Annotated in this window: 20 protein-coding genes; 13 read left to right on the forward strand and 7 right to left on the reverse strand. The window is 62.6% G+C overall.

The window, feature by feature from the left end; translation table 11 throughout:
* Window positions 1–44: 44 nt before the first annotated feature.
* The 3 genes from HCU76_RS17280 (at window position 45) to HCU76_RS17285 (ending at window position 2571) form a co-directional block, all read left to right on the forward strand.
* Window positions 45–1844, forward strand: a complete 1800-nt coding sequence (locus tag HCU76_RS17280; protein WP_218510130.1) for an FkbM family methyltransferase — start codon at window positions 45–47, stop codon at window positions 1842–1844.
* Window positions 1845–1994: 150 nt separating this feature from the next.
* Entirely contained in the window at window positions 1995–2210 is a 216-nt protein-coding gene (locus HCU76_RS36660) for a hypothetical protein (RefSeq protein ID WP_256354251.1), read from the forward strand.
* Window positions 2155–2571: a glycosyltransferase gene (locus HCU76_RS17285; RefSeq protein ID WP_256354252.1), complete on the forward strand. Its 417-nt coding sequence runs from the start codon at window positions 2155–2157 to the stop codon at window positions 2569–2571. Before HCU76_RS36660 ends, HCU76_RS17285 begins: the two co-directional genes overlap by 56 nt.
* Before the next feature lie 66 nt (window positions 2572–2637).
* Here HCU76_RS17285 and HCU76_RS17290 read toward each other — a convergent pair whose 3' ends face one another.
* Window positions 2638–3516, reverse strand: coding sequence for an NAD-dependent epimerase/dehydratase family protein (locus HCU76_RS17290; RefSeq protein ID WP_218510131.1), 879 nt, complete (start codon window positions 3514–3516; stop codon window positions 2638–2640).
* A complete protein-coding gene (gene gmd / locus HCU76_RS17295) occupies window positions 3513–4553 on the reverse strand; it encodes a GDP-mannose 4,6-dehydratase (RefSeq protein ID WP_218510132.1) in 1041 nt (346 codons plus the stop codon). Before gmd ends, HCU76_RS17290 begins: the two co-directional genes overlap by 4 nt.
* 251 nt (window positions 4554–4804) lie before the next feature.
* Between gmd and HCU76_RS17300 the strand changes: the two genes are divergently transcribed.
* The 5 genes from HCU76_RS17300 (at window position 4805) to HCU76_RS17320 (ending at window position 11294) form a co-directional block, all read left to right on the forward strand.
* Window positions 4805–5761, forward strand: coding sequence for a GDP-L-fucose synthase (locus tag HCU76_RS17300; RefSeq protein WP_218510133.1), 957 nt, complete (start codon window positions 4805–4807; stop codon window positions 5759–5761).
* Complete coding sequence (locus HCU76_RS17305; RefSeq protein WP_218510134.1) at window positions 5727–7511, forward strand: glycosyltransferase family 4 protein; 1785 nt, start codon at window positions 5727–5729, stop codon at window positions 7509–7511. Before HCU76_RS17300 ends, HCU76_RS17305 begins: the two co-directional genes overlap by 35 nt.
* A complete protein-coding gene (locus tag HCU76_RS17310; RefSeq protein ID WP_218510135.1) occupies window positions 7501–9447 on the forward strand; it encodes a glycosyltransferase in 1947 nt (648 codons plus the stop codon). Before HCU76_RS17305 ends, HCU76_RS17310 begins: the two co-directional genes overlap by 11 nt.
* A gap of 8 nt (window positions 9448–9455) precedes the next feature.
* Window positions 9456–10316 carry a hypothetical protein gene (locus HCU76_RS17315; RefSeq protein WP_218510136.1) on the forward strand — a complete coding sequence of 287 codons (861 nt, stop codon included), beginning with the start codon at window positions 9456–9458 and terminating at the stop codon, window positions 10314–10316.
* A 75-nt stretch (window positions 10317–10391) separates the two neighbouring features.
* Entirely contained in the window at window positions 10392–11294 is a 903-nt protein-coding gene (locus HCU76_RS17320; RefSeq protein ID WP_218510137.1) for a class I SAM-dependent methyltransferase, read from the forward strand.
* 60 nt (window positions 11295–11354) lie between these two features.
* On the opposite strand, the gene HCU76_RS17325 is transcribed toward HCU76_RS17320, so the two are convergent.
* The 4 genes from HCU76_RS17325 to HCU76_RS17340 all read right to left on the reverse strand — a co-directional run bounded on the left by HCU76_RS17325 (window position 11355) and on the right by HCU76_RS17340 (window position 16810).
* Window positions 11355–13757: a glycosyltransferase gene (locus HCU76_RS17325; RefSeq protein WP_218510138.1), complete on the reverse strand. Its 2403-nt coding sequence runs from the start codon at window positions 13755–13757 to the stop codon at window positions 11355–11357.
* Window positions 13758–13886: 129 nt separating this feature from the next.
* A complete protein-coding gene (locus tag HCU76_RS17330) occupies window positions 13887–14585 on the reverse strand; it encodes an ABC transporter ATP-binding protein (protein WP_218510139.1) in 699 nt (232 codons plus the stop codon).
* 6 nt (window positions 14586–14591) lie between these two features.
* On the reverse strand, window positions 14592–15395 hold the full coding sequence (locus HCU76_RS17335) for an ABC transporter permease (RefSeq protein WP_218510140.1): 804 nt from the start codon (window positions 15393–15395) through the stop codon (window positions 14592–14594).
* Window positions 15392–16810 (reverse strand): mannose-1-phosphate guanylyltransferase/mannose-6-phosphate isomerase, encoded by a 1419-nt coding sequence (locus HCU76_RS17340; protein ID WP_218510141.1) that lies wholly within the window; start codon window positions 16808–16810, stop codon window positions 15392–15394. The genes HCU76_RS17335 and HCU76_RS17340 overlap by 4 nt, the downstream gene beginning before the upstream one ends.
* A 181-nt stretch (window positions 16811–16991) precedes the next feature.
* On the opposite strand from HCU76_RS17340, the gene HCU76_RS17345 reads away from it, so the two are divergent.
* Genes HCU76_RS17345 through HCU76_RS17355 form a run of 3 tightly spaced genes read left to right on the forward strand, consistent with a single transcriptional unit; the run spans window position 16992 to window position 21894 of the window.
* Window positions 16992–19001 (forward strand): acyltransferase family protein, encoded by a 2010-nt coding sequence (locus HCU76_RS17345; RefSeq protein WP_218510142.1) that lies wholly within the window; start codon window positions 16992–16994, stop codon window positions 18999–19001.
* Window positions 19002–19025: 24 nt separating this feature from the next.
* Window positions 19026–20891, forward strand: coding sequence for a glycosyltransferase (locus HCU76_RS17350; protein ID WP_218510143.1), 1866 nt, complete (start codon window positions 19026–19028; stop codon window positions 20889–20891).
* 19 nt (window positions 20892–20910) lie between these two features.
* Window positions 20911–21894, forward strand: coding sequence for a glycosyltransferase family 2 protein (locus HCU76_RS17355; RefSeq protein WP_218510144.1), 984 nt, complete (start codon window positions 20911–20913; stop codon window positions 21892–21894).
* Window position 21895: 1 nt separating this feature from the next.
* Here HCU76_RS17355 and HCU76_RS17360 read toward each other — a convergent pair whose 3' ends face one another.
* Window positions 21896–22648, reverse strand: a complete 753-nt coding sequence (locus tag HCU76_RS17360) for a glycosyltransferase family 2 protein (protein ID WP_218510145.1) — start codon at window positions 22646–22648, stop codon at window positions 21896–21898.
* 44 nt (window positions 22649–22692) lie between these two features.
* Here HCU76_RS17360 and HCU76_RS17365 point away from each other — a divergent pair, with 44 nt between their 5' ends.
* Together HCU76_RS17365 and argB are read left to right on the forward strand one after the other, a co-directional pair.
* Window positions 22693–23787 carry a glycosyltransferase family 4 protein gene (locus HCU76_RS17365; protein WP_213952858.1) on the forward strand — a complete coding sequence of 365 codons (1095 nt, stop codon included), beginning with the start codon at window positions 22693–22695 and terminating at the stop codon, window positions 23785–23787.
* A 147-nt stretch (window positions 23788–23934) separates the two neighbouring features.
* Window positions 23935–24828, forward strand: coding sequence for an acetylglutamate kinase (gene argB, locus HCU76_RS17370; protein WP_213952859.1), 894 nt, complete (start codon window positions 23935–23937; stop codon window positions 24826–24828).
* The last annotated feature ends 78 nt before the right edge of the window (window positions 24829–24906 follow it).

Below are 24906 nucleotides of genomic sequence, written 5' to 3' on the forward strand. Positions count from 1 at the left end.
CGGCCCAGAAATTCGTTTCATATGCCCAGAACTATGAGGACGTCATGCTGCGGCGCGCCCTTCGGCATGTGGAGCGGGGCTTCTACATCGATGTGGGTGCGCAGTCACCCGAGTCCGATTCGGTCACGAAGACCTTCAGCCTGGATGGTTGGCGGGGGATCAACATCGAACCCCATCCCGTCTACTTCGAGCAACTCGTCCGGTTGCGGCCCGACGACATCAATCTAAATGTCGCACTCGGGGAGCGCCCGGGCTCCCTGACGATGAATCTCATCGAGGACACGGGGTTGTCGACGGCGGACGACGAGATCGCCGCCCGACACGCCGCTGCTGGCTACGCCGTCAAAGCGCACGAGGTACGCATGCAGACCTTGGAGCAGGTGTGGCAGCGGCATGTGCCGGATGGGCAGGCGGTGCACTTCCTCAAGGTCGATGTCGAAGGTTTCGAGCAGTTCGTCCTCGCTGGCAACGATTGGCAGCGCCATCGTCCCTGGATCGTTCTGGTGGAGGCCACGCTCCCGAATTCGCAAATAGAGAACCACGAAGAATGGGAGCCTGTCCTGACCAGCGCTGGCTATCGGTACGTCTACGCCGATGGCCTCAATCGCTTCTACGTCGCCGAGGAGCGCGCCGAACTCGTCTCCGCTTTCAGATATCCGCCGAACGTATTTGATGGCTTCATCATGAGTTCCTTCGAACACGTGCAACAGGACTGTTCTCGACTTGGGCTGGAATTGAACGCTGTCCGCGAGCACGCTTCCAACCTGCTGCAGCAAGTTCACGCGCTCAACGAGAGCCTGCAAGAGTCCCACCAGCGAATCCAACGCGCCGAATCGGACTTGGCTCTGGTACGCGAAAGGGAAATGGCGCTCCATGAGCGTTTGCGCGCCGAGCGGAGCGTGCTGCAATACGAAATCGCCCAGCGCGACGCCGCCATCCACTCGCTCCAGGATCGTTTGGACGCCGAGCGGAGCGTGCTGCAACACGAAATCGCCCAGCGCGACGCCGCCATCCACTCGCTCCAGGATCGTTTGGACGCCGAGCGGACAACGCTGCAGCACGAGATCGACAGGCGCGACCAATCACTGTTCCGGGCCGAGCAGCGCGCCCATCTTGTCGAGCAGCAGCGCGACGCTGTTCTTCAGTCCCCCTGGTGGCGAATGACCGGTCCGGGCAGAGCAGTGATGGGCGTTGCGCCGAAGTCTCTGCGCCGCCAGATTCGCCGATGGGCCAAGGCGGTCTGGTGGGCCGCAACGCCTTGGCGCATTCCGAGTCGGCTGCGCCTCGTTCGTGAGCGCCAAAGGGCGGCGGCGCAGGTGGAGGGGGGCGCGGTCGAGGCGCTCGAGTTGAATTTGTACCCGGACCGAACGCCCGGTCGGCCCCCCGTGCCGCCGATAGAGGCGCTGGAGCGCGACCTCACTGATCGAACACTCGCCGCGCGCTGGTGCATGTGCCTCTTGCGTTCGCAACCTGAAGTCCGCGCGAGGTTCCCGCGCGCGCTGTCCCAGCCGGAGGCGGATGGATTCATCGCCTGGGTGCAGGGAGAAGGAGGTGAGCGCTTCGGACTTTCGGTGTCTGCGCGTTCTCTGGTCGTGGGCGTGCTGGAAGATGACTTCGGCAGACGCGCGCGTCAGTACTATCTCGCTCGTCCGGACATGCGCGCACTTCATCCGAACGGACTCAACCCCGCTGGCCATGGGGTGCTGTATCGTTGGTTCTCGCAGTTTGGGTGCTCCGAAGGCAAATTGTCGGCGGAGGAGGTACTCTGGCTCTTCATGCAGGCGTCGGAGACTCCGGGACAGGAGAGCCATGGCCAAGCCATGAGCGGGCGGTCGCTCGCATAGCTCGGTTCGCCTGTTCGTTTGGAAGCCGACCTTCACGGCGCGTGTACAGCAATCTCTTCGCGTTTGGAGGCCCCGCACCGGGAGCCTTTGCCGCCGAAGGCGTGGCCGATCGAGGTGACGTCACCTCAGGCGCTACCGATTCCTCCAGATGTGCCCTACGTGCTGAGCGTGGCGACACTGGAGATCCGCAAGAATCTGGATCAAGTCGTCCGCGCTCTGGTTTTGCACTTGGAGCAGAACTCTGACAGCGAAGTGCATCTCGTGCTATCGGGCATGTTCGGCTGGAAGCTTGAACAATTGCGAAAGGCACTTGCGGGCGCCGAGCGCTGGCGCCACCGCATCGTTCGTGTTGACTGGCTTTGTTGAAGATGTCGATCTCTCCGCCCTTTACAGCGACGCGCTTTGCTTCGTGTGTCTGTCGCGTTTCGAAGGGTTCGGCCTTCCTCCGTTGGAGGCAATGGCTTGCGGCACCCCAGTCATTTGTACTGACAACTCTTCGTTGCCTGAAGTGGTGGGGCAGGCGGGGCTCCTGTTCGATGCCGATGACGTGCAGGGCGTCGCCAGCGCCGTGCAGCAAATCGCAGCATCTCCTGCGTTGCGGAAGGAGTTGGCCGAAGCTGGTCTGGAGCGGGCCGAGCTCTTCAGTTGGGAGCGATGCGCGGAAATCATTACGGAAACGCTGATTGCGGAGCATGCCAATCGTTGCATTGCCCTCCGCCAATTCTGAAGAATCCAAGAGGTATGGACTCAACGTAGGTGGTCGCGTTGTCTTGAAACGGAGGTGCTGGCGAGCCTATGCGCCTGCGCGCTCGCCAATCGAGGCCAACATAGCTTGGAGCGTATCGTCCAGGCTCGGCGCTACCAGGGGTTGATCATGCTGCTGTAGCAATCCAAGGAGTTTCCCCGGGTTGCCGCAGAGACGATGAACTTCATTTGGGCGAACAAAACTCGGGTCGATTTGCACGTCGATTCGATGCCCCGAAAGTCGCTCAAGTCGAGCGATGATGTCGAGCAGGCGGTAGGTCTGGCCCGAGCAGACATTGTAGGCCTCTCCCGGCACACCCATCTCGAGCAACATCAAGTAGGTGTCGCATACGGTTCGGACGTCATTGAACTCGCGCTCGACATGCAGATTGCCAAGTGCAATGGAAGGCAAGCGCAAAGCGAAATGCTTGGCAAGCTTGGGTACAACGAACGCCTCATCCTGTCCCGGCCCCGTGTAGTTGAAGGGCCGCGAGATGACGATGTCGAGCTGCCCCATGTAGTTCCGTGCCATATGTTCCATGGCCAGCTTACTCATGGCGTAGTGATTCACTGGCGCTGGTGGCTGGGTCTCAACAATGGGCGACTGGGCGCAATTCCCGTAGATGTTTGCGCTACTGGCCAGCAGTACCTTGCCCGGCGGCGCAGGCGAGTTGACTAGCGCGTCCAGCAGGTTGGTGGTGCCAATGACGTTGACGGAATAGAAGGCCTCCTCGTGTGCGTGTCCGACAAAGGCGATCCCTGCAAGATGAACCACAAGGTTCGGCCCCACTTCCAGCACCTCACAGGACACGGCGTCCGCGTCCGTCAAGTCGGCGCGAAGCGGCACAACTTCATGACCTGCCGCTTCGGCACGTGTCCGAAACGCCCGGCCAGTGAAGCCATCTGCGCCTGTGAGCAATATTTTCAAAACGAGAATCCGATTCGGTTGCGACGCAGGTCGGCCTCGACCATCATCTGGCACAACTGTTCGAGGGTCGTGCTAGGTTCCCAGCTCAGCTTGTCTTTTGCTTTTGCCGGGCTGCCAATGAGCAGTTCGACCTCGGCGGGACGATAGAACTTCGGATTGATGCGCATCACCGTCTTGCCGGTTCCCATATCGATGGCCGTTTCCCCTTCGCCATCGCCCTGGAAAGCTACGTCGATGTCCGCACCCTTGAAGGCCATGGCGACGAAGTCGCGCACGGTCTCGGTTCGGTTGGTGGCCAGCACGAAAGTGTCGGGCTCGTCGGCCTGCAGCATGCGCCACATGCCCTCGACATACTCCTTGGCAAAGCCCCAGTCACGCTTCGCATCGAGGTTGCCCAGTTCCAGCACGTCGAGCTTGCCAAGCTTGATCTTGGCTACGCTGTCGGTGATCTTGCGCGTGACGAATTCACGACCCCGTAGCGGACTCTCATGATTGAACAAGATGCCGCTGCAGCCAAAGATGTCATAGCTCTCACGGTAGTTCACAGTGATCCAATGCGCGTACAACTTGGCGACGCCATAGGGGCTACGGGGGTAGAAGGGCGTGTCCTCGGTCTGCGGAATGGCCTGCACCTTGCCGAACATCTCGGACGTACTTGCCTGGTAGAAGCGGATCTTGGGGTTGATCAGTCGAATGGCTTCCAGCAGATTAAGCGCGCCGATCGCAGTGATCTGGGCCGTCGTAGTGGGCTGATCGAAGCTCACGCCAACAAAACTCTGCGCGGCCAGGTTGTAGACCTCGTCAGGTTCAGCGACCTTGATCAGGTTCACGGAACTGCCCAAGTCTGTCAGGTCGTATTCCACCAAGTGCAGGTCGGCGTGGTTCTGGATGCCCAACTCCTCCATGCGCCAGAAATTGACTGAACTGGTCCGGCGATAGGTGCCATACACCACATAGCCCTTGCTCAGCAGCAGCTCCGCCAAGTAAGCGCCGTCCTGCCCAGTGATGCCCGTAACCACCGCTCTTTTCTTGCTCATTTGAACCTCTCGTTGATTTGTCACCTAGCGCGGAGTGGCCGCGCTTTCAGGGCAGTCCGGCATTTTGCCAGTCCCGAGGAGAGGAGGCCTTGACCTACGCTGATTGCGGGCTCGTTGCTCCGGGGGGTCACTAGAATTAACCTTCGTCAAAGACGTCCAACGGATTCGGGGCTCGCGACCTTCGCGTCAATGGGGGGCGATGCGGTGCACCCCGCAATGCCGATTCGCTGGAAGCATCTTGAAAGTAGAGAATGACTCGAAAGAAGATATTCATTGCGGGCCATCTCGGCCTGGTAGGGACCGCGGTCCTTGGCGGACTCGAAGGTGACTCGCGCTACCAATGTCTGGTACGGACCCGCCAAGAACTGGATCTAGAGAATCACGAGGCGACGCGGGAGTTCTTCCTCACACACCGTCCAAGCTACGTCGTCATGTCTGCGGCAAAAGTGGGTGGGATCCTGGCCAACAACAACTTTCCGGTCGGCTTCCTGCATCAGAACTTGCGCATTCAACTCAGCGTCTTCGACGCAGCTTTCGAGGCCGGCGTCGAGCGAATGATCTTCCTGGGATCGTCGTGCATCTACCCGCGTGATTGTCCGCAGCCGATCAAGGAAGAATATTTGCTTACCGGTCCGCTGGAGGCCACGAATCGCCCATACGCGCTCGCCAAGATCTCGGGGGTGGAGTCGTGCTGGTCGTACAACCGCCAGTACGGCACGCGCTACCTGGCCGTAATGCCCACGAACATGTACGGTCCCGGGGACAATTACCACCCTGAGCATTCGCACGTGCTGCCTGCGTTGATCCGGCGGTTTCATGAGGCCAAGGTGAGGGGCGATGAGGCTGTCGTCGTCTGGGGCTCGGGTCAGCCCCGTCGGGAGTTCATGTATTCGGTGGACCTTGGCAACGCGATCAAATTCGTGCTGGAGTTACCCGAAGCGCAGTTCGCGCAATTGACAGATCCCGCTACAGCTCCTCTGATGAACATCGGCGTAGGTGAGGACGTGACCATTCGCGAAGCCGCGGAAATGGTCAAGGAAGCCGTCGGCTTCACGGGTGAGTTGAAGTTTGATTCCACCAAGCCTGATGGAACACCGCGCAAGCTATTGGATGTCAGCCGCCTTGGCTCGCTGGGTTGGCGGGCGCAGACTCAGTTCAAGGACGGACTCGCGCTTGCATATCAAGACTTCGTTGCCCGCAATGATTGAGGATTGCTTTGTGGGTGACCAGACTTCCACTGCCCAATCCATCGTGCATTCCGGCGACTCGGTGCCGGCAGCCGTCGTGCAACGCGGGTCCTCCGTACGGTCGACTGAAAGCTGGGAGCGGAGCGAGGCGGAACTGATCACGCAGCTTGAAACCATGAAGCTGGCGTTGAAAGAGGTCTACGATGAATTGGGTGAGCGTGATCGGCTGCGGCCACAACTCGAAGATGCGCGGCAAGAGCTTCAGGCAGTGTACGCATCGTTGAGTTGGCGGGTTGCTGCTCCTCTGCGGGCAGTGTCGGCCCGCTTCCCAGGCCTCTCGGGGCGCCCGCGTGCCTTGGCCCGGCGGTACCCCAAGCTGCTGTCCGTTCTTTCCCGCGCTGATCGTCTGGCGCGCCGTGTCTTGCGCACTCTGGTCGGTTCGAGCACTGCAGTACCCGCAATGATCAAGACGGGTTCGATCAGCTTGCGACCGATTGAAGTTCGTGCAAATGCGGGCGTTTCGCAGCGCCTTCCGCGGGGCTCGGGCAAGCGAGTGTTGTGCGTTGGGCATGTGATGCCCTTCCCGCCTCGCGCAGGTAACGAGTACCGTATCCATCGCATGTTGAGTTGGCTGTCCGACGAGGGGTTCGACGTACTTGTCATCGTCTGTCCTTTGCGCAACGAGATGCCCTCCGAATTGCAGATTGCACGGGCGGCCGCGATCTACCCTCAATTCATCGTCTGCGGACACGACGGCATCGTCCGCCACAACCTGCCAAAGGATTCCGCGATCCTCAGCGGCATGTCCGGAACTCGGGTTCGGGAATTCGCCACATTGCTCGAAGAGGAGAACGGCAAGGATCAGCGCGCGGATGAACTGTTGGGGGTGCTACGTACCTTTTGCCCGGATGTCCTGATCGAGACGCTGCTCCATATCGAGCAGAACTTCAAGCCGCGCACCTTGCTCGCGGAGTACGTCTTCATGACTCGGGCCATGACTTTGCTGCGAGCCGATCTGCACAAGATCGTCGACACCATCGACGTCTTCTCGAGCAAGGCGCACAAAGTTGAACGCTATGGGGTAACGGATGGGCTTGCCATGTCGGAAACTGAGGAAGCCATGTTGATGGCCCGCGCCGATGTGCTGATTGGCATACAGCCAGCCGAGTCTCAAGAGATTGAGCGCCTGGCTCCCACGCGCAAGGTAGTGACGGTGGGCGTTGACTTTGACGTAAAAGAATCCGTGCTCGCCCTGCCCCCCAAGCCAGTGGTCTTGCTGGTGGCGTCTGGCAATCCGATGAACGTGAAGGGATTGCAGGACTTCCTGCGCTATTCGTGGCCTTTTGTCCGTCGCGAAGTTCCTCAAGCTGAACTTAGGGTGGTCGGCGATGTTGGCGCAAGTGTCGACTTCGCGCCCGAGGGAGTGCACATCTTGGGTCGTGTCGAAAGTCTGGACGATGCGTACGCCGACGCTCGGGTGGTCATCAATCCCACGATCGCCGGTACAGGACTCAAGATCAAGACAGTGGAGGCGCTCAGCCACTTGCGCCCAGTTGTCACCTTTCCCGCTGGAGTGGACGGGGTAGCAGAGGCGGCCTTGTCCTACTGCCGCGTGGCCACCGACTGGTACGCGTTTGCATGCGAGGTCGCTCACGTTCTCTCGGCACCACAAGATGCTACCCAACTTGAGCGCCGCAGTCGCGTGTTGGTTGATTGTTTCTCCGCGAAGGCGGTATATGCGCCGCTGAAGCGAGTTCTCGATGAAATATGACCACCTTGGCGAGTGCGCACAAGCGTCGCAATCGCTGCTGGACGAGTTCGACTACGACGTATTTGTGGACCTCTCGGCCTGCGGTCTGGACGCTGCTCAGGTCTCGCAACATCTGCTGCGCCTGCAACGCGACGGCGGCTATGACCATGTGTCGACGCAGTTGTCGGTTGCGCTGCCCGCCAAGGCGAACGCGGGCGCACAGAATGTCCAATTGGCACATGCTGGTACGAACGGGTCGCTGGCCTTTGCGCGATCCGCCGAGCTTGCCACGAGTCGCCGCAAGCACCTTCTGATCATCCTTGGCACGATCGTTCCCGCCAATGAGGTAGTCGCTTCACTCGTGTCGGTCTTCGGCGTCGATCCCCTGATTGGCAGCGTACAACCGCGCTTGGCAGATGCCGCAACCGACGACGTGTGGCCACTCTTCCACTCCCCGACGTCCAAGCACAAACCGGTCTTAGTCTCGCGTGGGGCGTTGTTCCACCTGCCACCGGTGTTGCTTGCGGCTGAGGCCTTGGGCCCCTGCATGCTTGTTCGTCGCGAAGTGGTGGCGAGCCTGGAAGTCATGCCCGAATACGCTAGCGCGCGGGGCGCCATTCTGCATGCGCTTTGTCAGGCGCGACGCAGAGGTTTTAGAACAGCCATCTTCCAACGTGCGGTGGTCTCTGTGTCCGCCGATGACAATGAGGGGGATCCGGAAACCGCGCTCTTCGGCCCCATCTCGAAGGAGGACGCTTCGCGCCTGCTGGAGCACTATCCGGATCATGCCAGGGCCAAGATGGAGAACGAGGGCCAGCCGATGCGCCGGCTGGAGGCGTTGCTCGGAGCCGCCTTTCCGCGCGCGGGAGCGCCCCGCCGCTTGCTTCTGGACTGCCGGGGCATGGGCGCAATGCACAACGGGACATCCCAGTGCGTGCTCGGCATCCTTGGTGGGCTTTCTGAGCTCAACGACCCTCGCTGGGCCATCGACGTGTGGAGCAGGGCTCCCGCTGCCGCTTTTCACGAACTTCCACGACTCTTTCCGAATCTCCGTCATGTGCATGGGCATCCTTCAGACGTCTATGCCGCCGTTCTGGTGCCCAACCAACCGTGGGGGCTGGCTACTGTCTCGGAACTACACGGGCTAGCGCGGGCCATGGTGTTCAATATGCTCGACACCATCGCCTGGGACGTGATCTACCCATCAGACGAACGCGTGGAGCCCTGCTGGCGCTATATCTCGCGCCATGCTGATGGCCTGGCCTACATATCGAGCTACACGCAGGATCGATTCAGGCGGCGCTTCCCGGTGGCGTCGCGCGTCGAGGAACGCGTGGTTCATCTCAGCCTCTCACGCGAAGAAAACTCGATGCCGTGTTTCGCCGGGGCGCCGCGAGCGGAGCACATTCTTGTGTTCGGCAACTCGTATGACCACAAAGACTTGGCGCCTACCCTAAAAGTGCTTTGCGACGCGTTTCCGCTTCAGGATTTGGTCGTATTGGGCGGGGCTGCCAAGGCGCCGCACGTCCGTGTCATCCCGAGCGGGCGTGCCAGCAACGAGGAAATCCACCAGCTGGTCGCCACCGCGCGTGCCATCGTCTACCCTTCCTACTACGAGGGCTTCGGCCTGCCGGTGGTTGAAAGTCTCGCCTACGGGCGTCCGGTGCTGGTGAGAAAGTCCGCCTTGTGGAACGAGATCGCCGCCAACGTTCGGCTCCCAGGGCTACTGATCGAGTTCGACGATCCTTTGTCCTTGGTCGAGCGGCTGGGGCGCCTGCTGGCCGGCTTGCCCGTGCCCACCTTGTCCCAGGCGACCGAGCTTCCGGTGAGCGAGGCGGCGCACGGGTGGAAGCAATGTGCGGCTGGCTTGGTTGAACTCGTAGAGAAATCCTTGGCCAACCCGGACACTGAAAACTGGCTCGAGCGTGATCTCACTCTGGGGATGGCGAGGCTATGACGCGTCCATTGAAGATTCTGACCCTTCTTGCACGCCACGGCATCGCCAAGTATGCAGATGCGTTGCCCCAGATCGACGCGCTGTTTGCACGCCAAATGCCTGACGTGGCACACGAATGCGTTGTGGCCGACAACAGCCTACCACTGGGCCACGAGGAGGTACTTGTCGGCGGGACTCGGCTCATCGGTGCCTCAAACGAGGCTTGGGAGTTTTCCGCTTGGGATAGTGCCGTGAAGTACGTTGGGGACAGGTTGCATGAGTACGACTATGTCCATTTGGCGACGTCGGCGTTCCGGCAACTGTACGTGAAGTATCTCGACCGCTTCGATTCGCGCATGCTCTGTTTGGCAAGGGGGCGCGCGGCCGCTATTGGCCATGTCGACTACTACAACGAGCCAGTTGTTCTGCTTGGCCAGCGCTGCCAATCGTGGCTTCGAACCTCATTCGTGATGCTGGCGCCTGCCGAACTGGCCCTATTGGGTTCTTTTGTCAGCGTCAGAGGTGGCGAGGGGTTCTTTAGCGGGCGTCCGCAGTCGCCCTTTCTCGACACCGCGCCCGTCTCGCCCGGATACCGACGGAACATCCTGGGATGGCTGACAGGAGACGGTACGGGACAGGATACAGAGTGGCACTCACGATTTCGACTCGACGACAGCAGCTTGCCCTACTTCGAGAGCAAGGCGTTGGCAATCTTCAACGAGCAGATGCTCAGCAATCGATTGCGTGCCCAGGGCTGCGCGGTGGTCGATGCGACTTGGCTTGCTGCTCGCGCCAGCCAGCTCGCAGGGGTGCCGCTTGCAGTGCCGAACTGGCGGGTCCAGGTGAGTTCCAGAGATACCGATGCCGCCCCGTCGAGCATCCTGCTTTGAAGTGGTCAGCGGGTCAATTGACCTGGCAACCTTGAACTGAATCCGCAATCGCATGTCAAGAAACGGAGTCAAGAGTTGAACTATCAGACGCCAAGGAAGGACGCTATCGATCGCATCATTCGAGAGGTCCCACGCGACTTTCACATGAGCGGCTCGCTGAGCCCGCAGGTGCTTTGGCGCATCTTCGAACTTCACTGCCAAATTGGTGCCAAGACCTCCGCCGAGACTGGTTGCGGACTTACGACCTTGGTTCTTTCGCAGTTGAGCGAGCGGCATCTGAGCTTCACGGTCGACTTCGGCGACAGCTTGCCAAACACCCGCTCGCATCCACTGTTTCGCAGTGAGACGACGACCTTCATTGTCAACCCCACACAAGTCTCTCTGCCCGGTTGGAAATTTGCTGAGCCACTCGATTTCGTCATTCTCGACGGACCTCACGCCTACCCGTTTCCGGACCTCGAATATTTCCATTTCTATCCGCAGATTCGTGAAGGCGGAGTGCTTGTCATCGATGACATCCACATCCCCACCATCGGTCACTTGCACGACTTTTTGCGCGATGACGAGATGTGGGAGCATTTGGGGGACGTGGACACGACCGGCTTTTTCCAGCGGACGCATGTGGAGATGCTGAGTCCGCACGGCGATGGCTGGCCGCAGCAGCGCTACAACCGTCGGCGCTTCGCCTACCCAGATGCGCTAAATGGCATGTTCGGTGAAGGTTGGTACGAGGCAGACTTCGGGCCTAGGACTCCGAATAGTTCCGCCCCAAAGCATGTATCGGGTGCCGAGTTGGAACAAGTGGAAGCCAAACTTGCGCTATGCGAAGCCGAATTGAGTGCGGCCCGATCCGCGCTCGAGCGAGAACAAGCACGAGCGAAGCGTTCAGAACAGGTCGTTGACGCCCTTCGCAACTCCAGCAGCTGGCGTGTGACAGCGCCGCTTAGGGCGATCAAACGAGTCTTCAGCGCTAGCTAGAACTGAAGTCGTGAAGCGGTGCCTGGACCCGGCGCCGAGAACTCTGCGCTACGCTGCCCGTCATTGCTCTGTTCGTCCCGAGCCGGCATGTTGTTCTCGGAATTGCGAAGGCTTCGGAACCCTTTCGAGCAGACCGTTTACCGCTGCGCGAAACCGGTCGTGCGAGCAGTCGATCGACACGCGTTCAAGTGCATGCGTTCTGATGTGCTCCCAGGCAATTGGATCCGAATGCAGTCGGATGCACGCCTGTGCAAAGGCCCGGGGATCCGTGGTGGCAAGCAATTGCTCGCCTGAAGTCCACCCCAACTGCTGGGCGATGAGCTCCGTCGCGACCATCGGAACACCATAGGCGGCTGCAGTCTGCGCCTTCAAGGGGATGCCCGCTGCAATGCGTGTCGGAACGATGGCGACCCGGGCGCCCTCGTACCAAGGCGCCAGATCGTCGACCGCGCCTATCAGGTGGATGCTTGCTGACTCTAGCGCCATGATCGAAGTTGCTCGGATGAACCCGACGACGTCGAGTCGCGCCTCGACACCGAGTGCCGTCTGAATATGAGGCCAGACCTCGTTGGCGAACCAACGAATCGATTCTGCATTGGGCGAATCATCGTCATGCAGCGCTCCCACGAACAAGAAGCCACGGCGCTGTTGAAATGTCGCAGGGGTTGGTTGCGGCTTTACGGTATGGCCGATGACCAAGACTGCGCCCGCACCCTGCGACTCGAACTGATCCTTCTCCTCTTGAGAGACAGAGACGATCAAATCAGCCGGACGTGTGAGTTCAACCTCCTCCGCGATCATCAGGCTGACCTGTGCGGGCGAAAGGCCGTGACCCGCGAGTTTCATCTGAACGATTTCGCGGTTCGCGAACAAGGCTTCGGCGTCGTAAATCAAATAGGGCTTTGTCTGGCTTGATGAAGCTGCTGCGGCCGAGGCGCGCAGGAATGCCCGCATGTTGTGTGGGCGGCATACAAAGATCGCATCGTAATGGCCATCGCGCTGCGCCAGGAAGCCTGACAGATCATCGGCTGAACAGCCTTTCATGACTTCGATCGAGCTCGGCAATGATTGTCGGATGCCCGCCCAGTTTTCGTCCCATCTGAACATGGGAAACAGAGTGACCTGTGTACCGGCATCCACCATCGCACGCAGCAATTCGTTGGAACGGGGGTAACCCGTCCCCAAATGCGGATGCGGTACGCGATCCTCAATGAAGAGGAGGCTCATTCCCCGGCTGCCGCTCGCGCTACGGGCAAGAAGCAGGTTCTCGTGGTCATTGTCCGCCTGCGATCGCAGCCAGTGAGCATGGCGCTCCTGGAAGATTGTCAGATTGCGCCGCTGCAACTCCAGCGCCCGGCTCGATGCCACAGCACTTCCGAACTCATAGTGAATGATGACCACCCGCGGTTCGAACACCACTCGCTTTCCGGACTGCCAGAGGCGAACGCAGTAGTCGACTTCCTCGTAGTAGGCGGGCGCATAGCGCTCGTCGAAGCCGTTGAAGCTTTCGAACAATTGGCGCGGCGTCAGGAGGAAGGCGCCTGAGCAGAAGTCGACGTCGCGGCTGAACATGCACTCTGAAGTGTCCGGAAGTTCTCCTCGACCATAGCCTATGCAAGCGCCGTCATTCCAGACGATTGAGCCGGCCTCCTGAAGTCGTCCGTCGGGCAAGATGATTCGTCCACCAACCGCGCCGACTGATTCGTCGGTCTCGCACGCTGAGACCGCAGCCTCCAAGCTGCCAGGTTGGAGCAGCGCATCGTTGTTCATGAACAGCAGGTACTTTCCCTTCGCTTCCTTTGCAGCGCGGTTGGCGCCGCGCAGGAAGTGCAGGTTTTGGTCGCTGCGAACGATCTTGGCGCCGTCGAGGCGATCGAGAAGCTCCGCGGTGGCATCGGTCGAGCCGTTGTCCAGAAGGATGATCTCCGAGCGAAGATCTGTGCCGGCACTGGCTTCCGCAATGGAAGCCAAGCAGGCGTAAGTGAGTTCGGCACTGTTGTAGAGCACCAGCACGATGCTCACTTCCGGATGAGGATCACTAGGAAGCCGAAGCCGTCCGCTGGAGGTCAGAAAGGCCGCAAGCCTGGTCTGCAGCCAAATTCGGGTAGCGGCTTTCTGGTCAATGGTGGTCTGCGCGGCACCGCTGGCGTCATGCGACAAGGCACCGGCCATACTGGTCAAGCCTTGCGTGGCTGCAGATGGCGCGACGCTTGGGTGCCCACCTCTTCGTCGCAGCTTGCCGACCACCGCCCGCAGCGGAGCCGTGACTCGCCACGAGCCCGATGCGTGGAATGACTGAATGAGCTTGTCGCGGAGTGCCTTTTCATTCAGCTGCACCATCTGGATTTCACGTGCCTGATTTCTTCGTTGTGAAGAGAGCTCGGCCGCAAGTCGTTGATTCTCCACTTCGAGTTGCTCGCACTTGGTCAGTGCGGCGACGGCTTGCGCCTTGACTTCGGCCAAGGACTGCTCCCGGCGTTCCGTTTCGCCAGACGCTTCGCCTGTTTCTCGTTGTCCTGCGATGCCCGGCTCTTCTGCCTCAGATGTCATGTTGATTGCTACCGAATCCGGGTCTCGTGCGCTGCGCCCTGTCTAGCCAATGATTCGCCCATGTTCCAAGTGGATCACCCGGTTGCATTCCTTGGCAATGAGCTCGGGCGAGTGCGACGCCAGCACCAGTATGCCGGCGCCGGAGACAACGTCCTTCATGCGCTGCTCGGCCTTTTCCGTGAACGCCGCATCACCCACGGACAGCCATTCGTCCATCAACAGTATGTCTGCTTGGACGCTTGTCGAGATCGAAAAAGCCAGGCGCATCAACATCCCGGTTGAATAGGTGCGCACCGGCATGTTGACGTAGTCACCAAGCCCGCTGAACTCGCAGATACCGGGCGTCAGGTCGTCGACTTGCCGCTTGCTCATGCCCATCACCAGGCCGCGCAGCATGATGTTCTCGACGCCCGTCGCGTCGGGCTCGATGCCCAGAGCCGGATCGATCAGGCTGGCGACCGTCCCAGTTCGGGCAAATTCGCCCGACGAAGGCTCGTAGACGCCCGCCAGGGTGCGCAGCAGCGTCGATTTGCCAGCGCCGTTGTGGCCGATCAACCCGAGGCGGTCGCCGCTTTTCAATTCGAGGTTGATATTGCTCAACGCTTGCACGACACGGACACCCGTGTCCTGTCCGAAGCGCCCGCCGGTGACCGACGAGGCCAGGGTCTTCTTCAACGATGCCGAACCTGCGCCGTAGATCGGAAAGTTGACCGAGGCGTTTTTGAGTGAAATGGAGGCCATGGTTGCTTACAGCCAGTAAACCACGCGACGGCGGTATTTCGAGAAAAGCAGGCTGGAGGCGATCAGACTCGCGACAGTCCAGCCGAAGATGCCCCACCAGTTGTGTGCGTCCGCCACGCCGCCCATCAGCGGGGCGCGCAGAAGTTCCAGCATTTGCGCAAAAGGGTTGTAGAGCACGTACTTGGCGCGTCCCGGCAGGCTCTCGGGCAGCCAGAACACGGGCGTGAGGAACATCAGCATCTGCATCAGGCTGGTCACGATCTGCGTGACGTCGCGGTAGCGGGTGCAAATGAGTCCGAGCACCAGTCCAAGCGCATGCGCATTGATCAGCAGGATCAGGAATGCAGGCACGAACAGCAGGGCCGACCATGACAACGAAATGCCCGCCCAGATCGCCACGGGCAAATAGAGAACGATCTGATGCCCGAACTGGATGATGTTGCGCGCCATGCCGCGCCAGACAAAAAGGCTGATGGGGAAGTAGCCCTGCTTGAGGTAGTTGGACGAGCCGACGAAGGTGTTGCAGGCGTCCGTCACCATGCTGGAAAAGAAGCTCCAGAAGATGATCCCCAGCGCCAAGTGCGGAAAGAACTTGCTCAGCTCGGTGCCAAACAGCGAGCTGTACAGCGGTCCCATGCCACCGATCATCGCGCCCATACTCAGCGTCAGCCACAGGGGCCCGAGCATGGAGCGCCGGTAGCGCAGCACGATGTCGAACCATGCCAGCGTCCACCAGATGTCGGTGCGGCGCGTGCCCTCCCACCAGTCAGCCCACGCGCTGCGATGCAAATTCGAATGTGCCTGACTCATACCCGTCCGTAAGTGTCGGCGAGACGAACGATGTCGTCCTCGCCGAGATAGCTCCCGCATTGAACTTCGACGAGGACCAGCTCGTCGTCGCCTACGTTGGTGAGGCGATGTGTTTCGCCAAGGGGGATGTAGCGATATTCCCCCGGCATTGTCTTGTGTTCCACGTCGCCGACCTGCACTATGGCCGTGCCCTTGACAACGACCCAGTGTTCGGCGCGCTGGTGATGATATTGCAGCGACAGCGAAGCACCGGGCCGGACCGTGATCCGTTTCACCTTGTAGCCATCCTCTTCCTTGAGCGAGGCATAGGTGCCCCACGGCCGATGGACGACCGCAGGCAGATTCACGGTTTCATGACGACGCGCCTTGAGCATGTCGACCACCTTCTTCACTTGCTGGGCGCTGTCCTTGTGCGCGACAAGCAGTGCGTCGGGCGTGTCCACGATCACTAGATCCGACACGCCGATGGTGGCGACCACCTTGGGGCCATGGCTCTGGACGTGTACATGGGTGCCCGTGGTGTCGATGGCGACGACGTCGGCCGGCATGGTGTTGCCGCTCGCGTCGGGCGTCTGCGCCTTGGCAACCGATGGCCAGGAGCCCACGTCGCTCCAGCCGAACTTGGCCGGCACTACGTGAACGTTGTCGGCGCGTTCCATCACGGCGTAGTCGATGCTGATGTCGGGTTGCAGGCCGAAGGCATGCATGTCGAACTGCATCGTGTCTTCGATGGTCTTGGCGGACGCCAGCGCGTGGCGAGCGGCGCTGAGGACCTCCGGCGCATACCGCTCGAAGGCGCCGATGATCGCGTCCGCCGTGAAGCAGAACATGCCGCTGTTCCAGTAGTAGCGCCCGGTGGCCAGGTACTCCTGCGCCGTCTCGAGGTCGGGCTTCTCGACGAAGCGCTTGACGCGCTGGCTCTGGCGCGACACGTTCTCGACTTCCACGTAGCCGAAGCCGGTGTCGGGGCTGGTCGGGCTGATGCCAAAGAGCACCAGGTTGCCGGCTTCCGCAAGACGGAAGGCCTGGCTGGCGCTGGCGACGAAGGCTTCGACGTCGGGGACGAGGTGGTCGGCCGACAGCACGAGCATCACCGTATCGCCGCTGAACTGCGTCTTGCATTGCAGCGCCGCAAGCGCGATGGCCGGCGCGGTGTTGCGGCCCTTGGGTTCCAGCAGCAGGGTGGTGTCGGGCGGGTCGGACATCTGCCGCAACACGTCCTTGGTGAGGAACAGGTGATCCTTGTTGGTCACGACCATCAACTTGCCCGTGCCGCAGGCCTGGCCGCGCTCTATCGCCTGCTGCAGCAGCGTGGCGCCCCCCAGTTTCATGAAAGGCTTCGGATAAGCCTGACGGGAAAGCGGCCAGAGTCTTGAGCCCGCGCCCCCCGAGAGCACCACTGAAAGCAAACGCATCATTGTCCTTGGATGTTCATGGTTAACAATCTTACCGCCCCCCTTTTGCGGTCCGGCGCTTGTGAGCTCCGATTTGACCCGCGTTTCACGGGCCTCGTAGCCGGTGCAATGCGCAGATAATCACGATCCGCTCCGCAACACTGCGGCTGGAGCGGGACAAAACTCCCCGACCCGCTCCAGCATGCCGCCACACAACGAAGCGCCCCACCTCCTGCACCCCAAGTACCGCCCTGACATTGACGGCCTGCGGGCTATCGCCGTGGTGTCCGTACTGGGGTTCCACGCGTTCCCGTCCGTGGTGCGCGGCGGGTTCATCGGGGTGGATATCTTCTTCGTGATTTCGGGCTTCCTGATTTCCACGATCATCTTCGGCAGCCTGGGCGGCGAGGGCTTCAGCTACCGCGAGTTCTACGAGCGCCGCGTCCGGCGCATCTTCCCGGCGCTGCTACCCGTCCTGGCCGCAACTTTCGCGTTCGGCTGGTACGTGTTGCTGTCCGACGAGTTCCAGCAACTCGGCAAGCACATGATGGCAAGTGCCGGGTTCGTGCAAAACCTGGTGCTGTGGGGGGAGGCGGGGTACTTCGATACGGCGGCGGAAGCCAAGCCCTTGCTGCATTTGTGGTCCCTGGCCGTGGAGGAGCAGTTCTACATCTTCTGGCCCTTGCTGCTCGGGCTGGTTTGGCGCTGGAAGGGGGCGCGCGGGATGATGTTCTGGATGAGCGTCGCCGCGGGCCTGTCGTTCCTGCTGAACGTGGCCGGGGTGCACCGCCACGCCGATGCGACGTTCTACTCGCCGCTGTCACGTGTCTGGGAACTGGCTGCGGGCGCATTGCTCGCGCATGCAGGCCTCAGCCGGCTGCCGGGGACGCGCGTGCGGGGCGCGGGCTTGCGTAGCCTTGCCGGGCTGGTGCTGATCGTGCTGGGGCTGGCCATGGTCCAGAAGGGCAAGGCCTTCCCGGGCTGGTGGGCGCTGCTGCCGATCCTTGGGGCCTGTCTCTGCATATCGGCGGGCATGGGCGCGTGGCCCAACCGCATGCTGCTGGGTTCCCGGCCGCTGGTCTGGATCGGGCTCATCAGCTACCCGTTGTACCTATGGCACTGGCCGGTGCTGGCGTTCGCGCGCATCGTGGAAGGCGGCACGCCGATGCTCGCGGTACGCATCGCGGCCGTAGCGGCTTCGGTGGCGCTGGCCTGGCTGACCTATCGCTTCATCGAGCAACCCATTCGCAAGAGCAAGGGCACGGCCGCCGTGCGTTCGCTGGTGGTCGGCATGCTGGTCTTAGCCACGGTAGGCGCAATCGCCTGGTCGCGACTTCTGCCGCCACGCAACAGCGACCCGGCCTTGCAGGCGATCATCTCGGTCGGCACCGATTGGGGCTACCCGGGCAGCATGAAGGAGATCGTGGTCAACGGCCAGCCGGTCTTCCGCATCGGTGAGGGCAAGGGCAAGGTCCTGTTGCTCGGCGACAGTCATGTCGAGCAATACGGTCCGCGCGCCATCGAGATTGCACGTACCGATCCGGGTCGGTTGCAGAGCCTGTACTTCGCCACGCGCGGCGCATGCCCGCCGATTCCGAACCTCGTGGAAGACCGTGATCCGGACTGCCCCGAGCGCGTGCAAACCCTGATGCGCTTCGCGTTGAGTCCGCAGATCGACACGGTGGTTCTCGGTGGCTGCTGGCCTTGCTATTTCGACGTTGGTCCACAACCTCCGCCGGCCGACGCGCCAGCACCCGACCGCTACTACCTGCGTGAAGGCGGCGTGCGCCACATGCTGCGGGGCGGCGATGGCGTGGACCGTTCATTCGAGGCGTTGGCGGCCAGCATCAGGACGCTGAAGGCCGCCGGCAAGAAGGTGTTCCTAGTGCTCAACATGCCGGTCGACGGCGACTTCCAGCCCAAGGCGTTGATCAGCGGCAGCCGCCTTGGGGCCATGGTGGCAGCGCGCAACTTGCCGACTGCGCCAGTCACCCCGTCGCAGCAGGCCATTCACGACCGACTGCAGGGCGTGGCCGAACAGAACGGCGCCATCGTCATAGACCCCATGGCCACGCTCTGCACGCCGCAGGGCCAATGCACGCGCGCCGACGCCGCCGGCGTCCCGATTTACAAGGACTTGTCGCACCTGCGGGCGACCTGGGTCAAGCAATTCGCCACGTTCTTCGATGCCGCCATCACGCAGCCGAAATAGACGCGCACACCAAGAAACATGGCGATGAAACGTCTAGCTCAACTGTTCCGCATTGCCGGCAAGGCCGTGCAGCATGGGCCGCGCCTCATGGGCCGCGTGCCACAGGCATGGCGGGTCTATCGCAAGGCGGGCCGCCAGGGCGTGATGTGGGAGTTGCGCCGGCGCACGCGGCCGGGCAACGACTATGCAGCCTGGGTGCAGGCGCATGACGTGCTGGACGCCGGGCAGCGTGCCGCCATCGTCGCGCGCGTGGCCGCGATGACCTCGACGCCGCTGATCTCGGTGCTGATGCCCACCTACAACCCCGACCCGGTGTGGCTGCGCGCGGCCATCGAATCGGTGCGCTCGCAGCTCTATCCGCATTGGGAACTGTGCATCGCCGACGATGCCTCGCCCAGCGAGACGGTGCGTGACGTGCTGCGCCAGTACAGCAAGGACGATGCGCGCATCAAGGTCGTGTTCCGCGCGAAGAACGGGCACATCTCGGCCGCGTCCAACAGTGCGCTGGAGGTGGTCGGCGGCCCCTGGATCGCGCTCATGGACCATGACGACCTGCTGGCCGAGCATGCGCTGTTCTGGGTGGCCGACTGCATCGAAAAGCATCCGGATGCACGCCTGATCTATTCCGACGAAGACAAGATCGACGAGAAGGACCAGCGCTCCGACCCGTACTTCAAGCCCGACTGGAATCCCGACCTGTTCCGCTCCCAGAACGTGTTCAGCCACCTCGGTGTGCTGTCCACCGAACTCGTGCGCGAGGTGGGTGGCTTCCGCCAAGGCATGGAGGGCTCGCAGGATTGGGACCTGGTGCTGCGTTGCATGGAGCGCATCGGCCCGCATCAGGTTCGGCACGTGCCGCGCGTGCTCTACCACTGGCGCATTCATTCGGAGAGCACGGCCCGTTCGATGAATGCCAAGCCCTATGCGGCCGTGGCTGGCGAGCGCGCGTTGAACGAGCACTTCGAGCGCACCGGCGTGCGCGCGACGGCCGAGTACGTGGGCTTCGGCTATCGCGCCCACTACGCCTTGCCCGAGCCGCCGCCGCTGGTGTCGCTGGTCATCCCCACGCGCAACGGGCTGGCGCTGACGCGGCAATGCATCGATTCGATCGCGCGGAAGACCACCTATCCGAACTACGAGATCCTCATCGTCGACAACGGCTCCGACGATCCGGCGGTGCTGGCGTATTTCAGGGAACTGGCGGCGCGGCCCAACATCCGCGTGTTGCGCGACGACAGCCCGTTCAACTACTCGGCGTTGAACAACATGGCCGTGGCGCAGGCGCGCGGCGAGGTCGTCGCGCTGGTCAACAACGACATCGAGGTCCGTTCACCCGAGTGGCTCTCCGAGATGGTGAGCCTGGCCCTGCAGCCGGGCGTCGGCGCGGTCGGCGCGCGGCTCTGGTATCCGGACATGACGCTGCAGCATGGCGGCGTGGTGCTGGGCCTCGGCGGCGGCGTGGCGGGCCATGCGAACAAGGGGCTTCCCAAGGGCTTGAACGGCTACGCCGGGCGCGCTGCGCTGATCCAGTCGTTCTCCGCGGTGACGGCTGCCTGCCTGGTGGTGCGCAAGGCGGTCTATGAAGAGGTGGGTGGGCTGGATGAAGAGCGGCTGAAGGTGGCCTTCAACGACATCGACTTCTGTCTTCGCCTGCGCGAGGCCGGCTATCGCAACGTGTGGACGCCCTATGCCGACCTGCTGCACCACGAGTCCGCCACGCGCGGCGAAGACATCGCGCCCGAGAAGCGCGAGCGCTTCCTGCGCGAAGAGAACTACATGAAGGCGCGCTGGGCCGAACTGCTTCGGCACGACCCGGCCTACAACCCGAACCTCACCGCTGACGCCGAGGATTTCAGCTACGCGTGGCCGCCACGGGTCGGGGCGCCGTGAACCCGGCGTCGAGGCACTCATGAGCACCCCGTCGGTGTCGGTGGCCCTGTGCACCCGCAACGGCGCACGCTACCTCGCGGCGCAAGTCGAGAGCATCTGCGCACAGGTGCCTGCGCCCGACGAGATCGTGGTGTCCGACGACGAATCGCGCGACGACAGCATTGCCATCGTGCGCGCCACGCTCGCGCAACATGGCGCAGCGGCCCCCGCACTGACCGTGCTGGAGAACCGGCCCGCCCTCGGCGTCACGCGCAACTTCGAGCAGGCCGTGCGCGCCTGCCGCTCGGGGCTGATCGCCCTGTGCGACCAGGACGATGCCTGGCATGCGGGTCGGCTGGCGCGCATGGTCGATGCATTCCGCACGCGCCCGGAGTTGCTGCTGCTGCATTCCGATGCCCGGCTGGTCGACGGCGAACTGGCGCCGCTGGGCTCGACCCTTTTCGAGGCGCTGGAGGTCAAGCCCTCGGAACTGGAAGGTATCGCGTCTGGGCAGGCCTTCGCCATCCTGCAGCGGCGCAATCTCGTCACTGGCGCCACCACCGTGTTTCGCCGGGACTTGCTGGAAGCCGCGCTGCCGTTCCCGCCGGAGTGGGTGCATGACGAATGGCTCGCCGCCATCGCCGCTGCCACGGGACGCATGGACGTGCTGCCCGAGCCGCTGATCGACTACCGCCAGCACGCCAGCAACCAGATCGGCGCACGCCGGCCCACGCTTCGCGAGAAGCTGGCCAAGGCTGTCGCGCCGCGCGGCACCAAGCATGCAGAGCGCCTGCGTCGCGCCGAGGTGCTGCTCGATCGCCTCACCTCGCTGGGCCACCGGGTCACGCCGGCTTGGCTGCAGGCGCAGCGCGAAAAGGTGGCGCACCAACGATTTAGAACGGAACTGCCGGCCTCGCGACTGATTCGTTGGGCGCCGGTGCTGCTGGCCGCCGCGCGCGGGCGCTACGAGCGCTTCGACCGTGGCTGGCAGTCGGTTGCGCAGGACCTGCTGGAGTCCGGCTGAGCTATGCCGGCGGCAACGCGCGATAGCGCCAGAACGCCGACGAGCTCCAGACCCTCAGCAAGCTGCCGACATGCCACTTCAGGTGCTGGCGACTGGCATGGCTTGCGCGCTGGGCTTCGTGGCGCGCCAGCAGGTTCTCGCCGACCTGCAGCTTCCAGCCTGCGAGCCGCACGCGCGCGCAGATGTCGAAGTCCTCGCCATACATGAAGAAGCGCTCGTCGAAGCCCTTGATCTGCGCGTAGGCCTGGCTGCGCAACAGCATGAAGAGGCCCGGAACCCAGGCCGGGACCGCGGGGATCGCGTAACCCGGCCGCCGGCGCGTGAGAATCTCCAGCGGCGTGATGATGGCCCGGTGCTGCTCGGGCGCGGTCTTGCCGGGTTCAAGGATACGAGGCGTCAGCAAGCCGGCGTCGGGCGTGGCTTGCGCGAGGAGCGGCGACAGCACGTCGTTGTCGAAGCGCATGTCGGGGTTCAGCACCAGGAACCAGTCGCTGCCGCAATGCGTGAACGCCTGGTTGTGGTTGGCGCCGAAGCCCTTGGGCGCGGCGTTGTCGATGCGCTCGACCGGAAAGCGCCACCCCATGCCCGCGGCCAGGTCCGGCTCGGGGATGTTGATCGTGAGCACGACCTTCTCGACCACGGCCGCGCTGTGGCGGTCCAATTGATCGAGCAGCGGCAGGATCAATGCCATCTGTCCGTGGCTCACGATCGACACCGTGATGGGCTTGGCTGGGCTGGAAGATGGCGTGGGCATGGTCTAATTTCGGTTGGGAATTCTAGGTTCCCGATCCACCCCCAATGATTGCCCTGATCGTCATCAGCTTCTTCGTCTCGGCGATTGCCGTGCTCGCCTTCATGCGCCGCGGGCGTCGCCATGCGCGGCGCTATGGGCACGACATGCCGCAGCGCTTTCACAAGGGGCATGTGCCGCGTCTGGGCGGGGCCGGCATTTTCATCGGCACCGGCTTCGCATGGCTCGCGGCCGGATGGCCAGGAGATCCGTTCAACGTGTACTGGCCGGTGACGGGCTCCGGCCTGATGTTGCTGTGCATCGCGCCAGCGGTGATCGGCGGCATCGCGGAGGATGTGACGCAGAAGGTGCCGGTCCGCGTCCGGCTGGCCCTCACGATCGGGTCGGCGCTGCTGCTGTGCTGGCTGCTCGACCTGGGGGTCTACCGCACCGGCTTCTCCACGCTCGACGGCTGGATGCGGGCCGTGCCCTACGCCGGCATGCTGCTGGCGGCGCTGGCCATCGGCGGCTTGCCGCATGCGTTCAACATCATCGACGGCTACAACGGCCTGGCGGGCACGGTGGCGGTGCTGGTGTGCCTGGCCATCTCGCATGTGTCGCTGCAGGTCGGGGACCGGCAGCTCGCCGCCATGGTCATCTGCATGGTCGGCGCCACCCTGGGCTTCCTGATGTGGAACTACCCGCGCGGCAAGATCTTCGCGGGCGATGGCGGCGCCTACGTCTGGGGCATCGTGATCGCGGTGGCCTGCGTCTCGCTGGTGAAGCGCAACCCCACCGTCTCGCCCTGGTTCCCGATGCTGCTGCTGATCTATCCGGTGTGGGAGACGCTTTTCTCGATCTACCGCAAGCTGGCGCGCGGCCAGTCGCCCGGCACGGCGGACGCGCTGCACTTCCACCAATTGATCTTCCGCCGGATCGTGCGCGTGGCCTTTGCCGACGACGAGGCCCGCCAGCTGCTGGCGCGCAACAACCGCACGTCGCCGTACCTGTGGATGTTCGCCGCGCTGTCGGTGGTGCCGGCGGTGCTGTTCCGTAACAACACGGTCGCGTTGATGCTGTTCTGCCTGCTGTTCGTCGCGACCTACGTTTCAGCCTACCTGATGATCGTGCGCTTCAAGGTGCCGCGCTGGCTGCGGCCGTAAAGGCTGTCGCTCCTCCCCAGGTTGGCCTCACTTCGTGTAGGCCGCCCTCCCCACCGGGGGCAACGCCAGCGGCTCGGCAAAGCCGGTTCCGCGGCGTTTCACGAAATGGCTGCAAAATCCGCGCACTCCGTTTTTCAGCGAACCTCCATGACCGATCACGTCCAGAACATCCCCCCGCGCGACAAGGCCGAGATCCTGGCCCAGGCGCTGCCCTATATCCGCAAGTTCCACGGCAAGACCATCGTCATCAAGTACGGTGGCAATGCCATGACCGATCCGGAACTCCAGGCCGACTTCGCCGAGGACGTGGTGCTGCTCAAGCTGGTCGGGATGAACCCGGTGGTGGTGCACGGCGGAGGTCCGCAGATCGAGGCGGCGCTCAACAAGCTCGGCAAGAAGGGGCACTTCATCCAGGGCATGCGCGTCACCGATTCCGAAACCATGGAGGTGGTCGAATGGGTGCTGGCCGGCGAAGTGCAGCAGGACATCGTGGGCCTCATCAACCAGGCCGGCGGCAAGGCGGTCGGCCTGACCGGGCGTGACGGCGGGCTGATCCGGGCGCAGAAACTCCGGATGCCCGACCGCAACGACCCCGACCTGCATCACGACGTGGGCCAGGTGGGTGAGATCGTCGCCATCGACCCGAGCGTGGTGAAGGCGCTGCAGGACGACGCCTTCATCCCGGTGGTCAGCCCGCTGGGCTTCGGCGCGGACAACGAGAGCTACAACATCAACGCCGACGTGGTCGCCGGCAAGCTGGCCACGGTGCTCAAGGCAGAAAAGCTGATGATGCTGACCAACACGCCGGGCGTGCTCGACAAGGAAGGCAAGCTGCTGACCAACCTGAGCGCCCGCGAGATCGACGAGTTGTTTGCCGACGGCACGATCTCGGGCGGGATGCTGCCCAAGATCGAGGGCGCGCTCGATGCGGCCAAGAGCGGGGTCAACGCGGTCCACATCATCGATGGCCGGGTGCCGCACGCCATGCTGCTGGAAATCCTCACGGACCAGGCCTACGGCACGATGATTCGGGCGCGCTGAAGCACCTTTCGGGTCCAGCGCGCGAGCCGCCGTCGCGCAACGGCTCCGGATAAACCCGAAATCGGTTCTCGGTTGTGT

The organism is Variovorax sp. dw_308 (assembly GCF_019207085.1).
GTDB lineage: Bacteria > Pseudomonadota > Gammaproteobacteria > Burkholderiales > Burkholderiaceae_C > Variovorax.

Coding starts and splice junctions, on each gene's coding strand:
- HCU76_RS17350 (WP_218510143.1), top strand. CDS start 19,026: ATGAAACGTCTAGCTCAACTGTTCCGCATTGCCGGCAAGGCCGTGCAG.
- HCU76_RS17280 (WP_218510130.1), top strand. CDS start 45: ATGCTGCGGCGCGCCCTTCGGCATGTGGAGCGGGGCTTCTACATCGAT.
- HCU76_RS17365 (WP_213952858.1), top strand. CDS start 22,693: ATGATTGCCCTGATCGTCATCAGCTTCTTCGTCTCGGCGATTGCCGTG.
- HCU76_RS17335 (WP_218510140.1), bottom strand. CDS start 15,395: ATGAGTCAGGCACATTCGAATTTGCATCGCAGCGCGTGGGCTGACTGG.
- HCU76_RS17300 (WP_218510133.1), top strand. CDS start 4,805: ATGACTCGAAAGAAGATATTCATTGCGGGCCATCTCGGCCTGGTAGGG.
- HCU76_RS17360 (WP_218510145.1), bottom strand. CDS start 22,648: ATGCCCACGCCATCTTCCAGCCCAGCCAAGCCCATCACGGTGTCGATC.
- HCU76_RS17310 (WP_218510135.1), top strand. CDS start 7,501: ATGAAATATGACCACCTTGGCGAGTGCGCACAAGCGTCGCAATCGCTG.
- HCU76_RS17355 (WP_218510144.1), top strand. CDS start 20,911: ATGAGCACCCCGTCGGTGTCGGTGGCCCTGTGCACCCGCAACGGCGCA.
- gmd (WP_218510132.1), bottom strand. CDS start 4,553: ATGAGCAAGAAAAGAGCGGTGGTTACGGGCATCACTGGGCAGGACGGC.
- argB (WP_213952859.1), top strand. CDS start 23,935: ATGACCGATCACGTCCAGAACATCCCCCCGCGCGACAAGGCCGAGATC.
- HCU76_RS17330 (WP_218510139.1), bottom strand. CDS start 14,585: ATGGCCTCCATTTCACTCAAAAACGCCTCGGTCAACTTTCCGATCTAC.
- HCU76_RS17340 (WP_218510141.1), bottom strand. CDS start 16,810: ATGCGTTTGCTTTCAGTGGTGCTCTCGGGGGGCGCGGGCTCAAGACTC.
- HCU76_RS17345 (WP_218510142.1), top strand. CDS start 16,992: ATGCCGCCACACAACGAAGCGCCCCACCTCCTGCACCCCAAGTACCGC.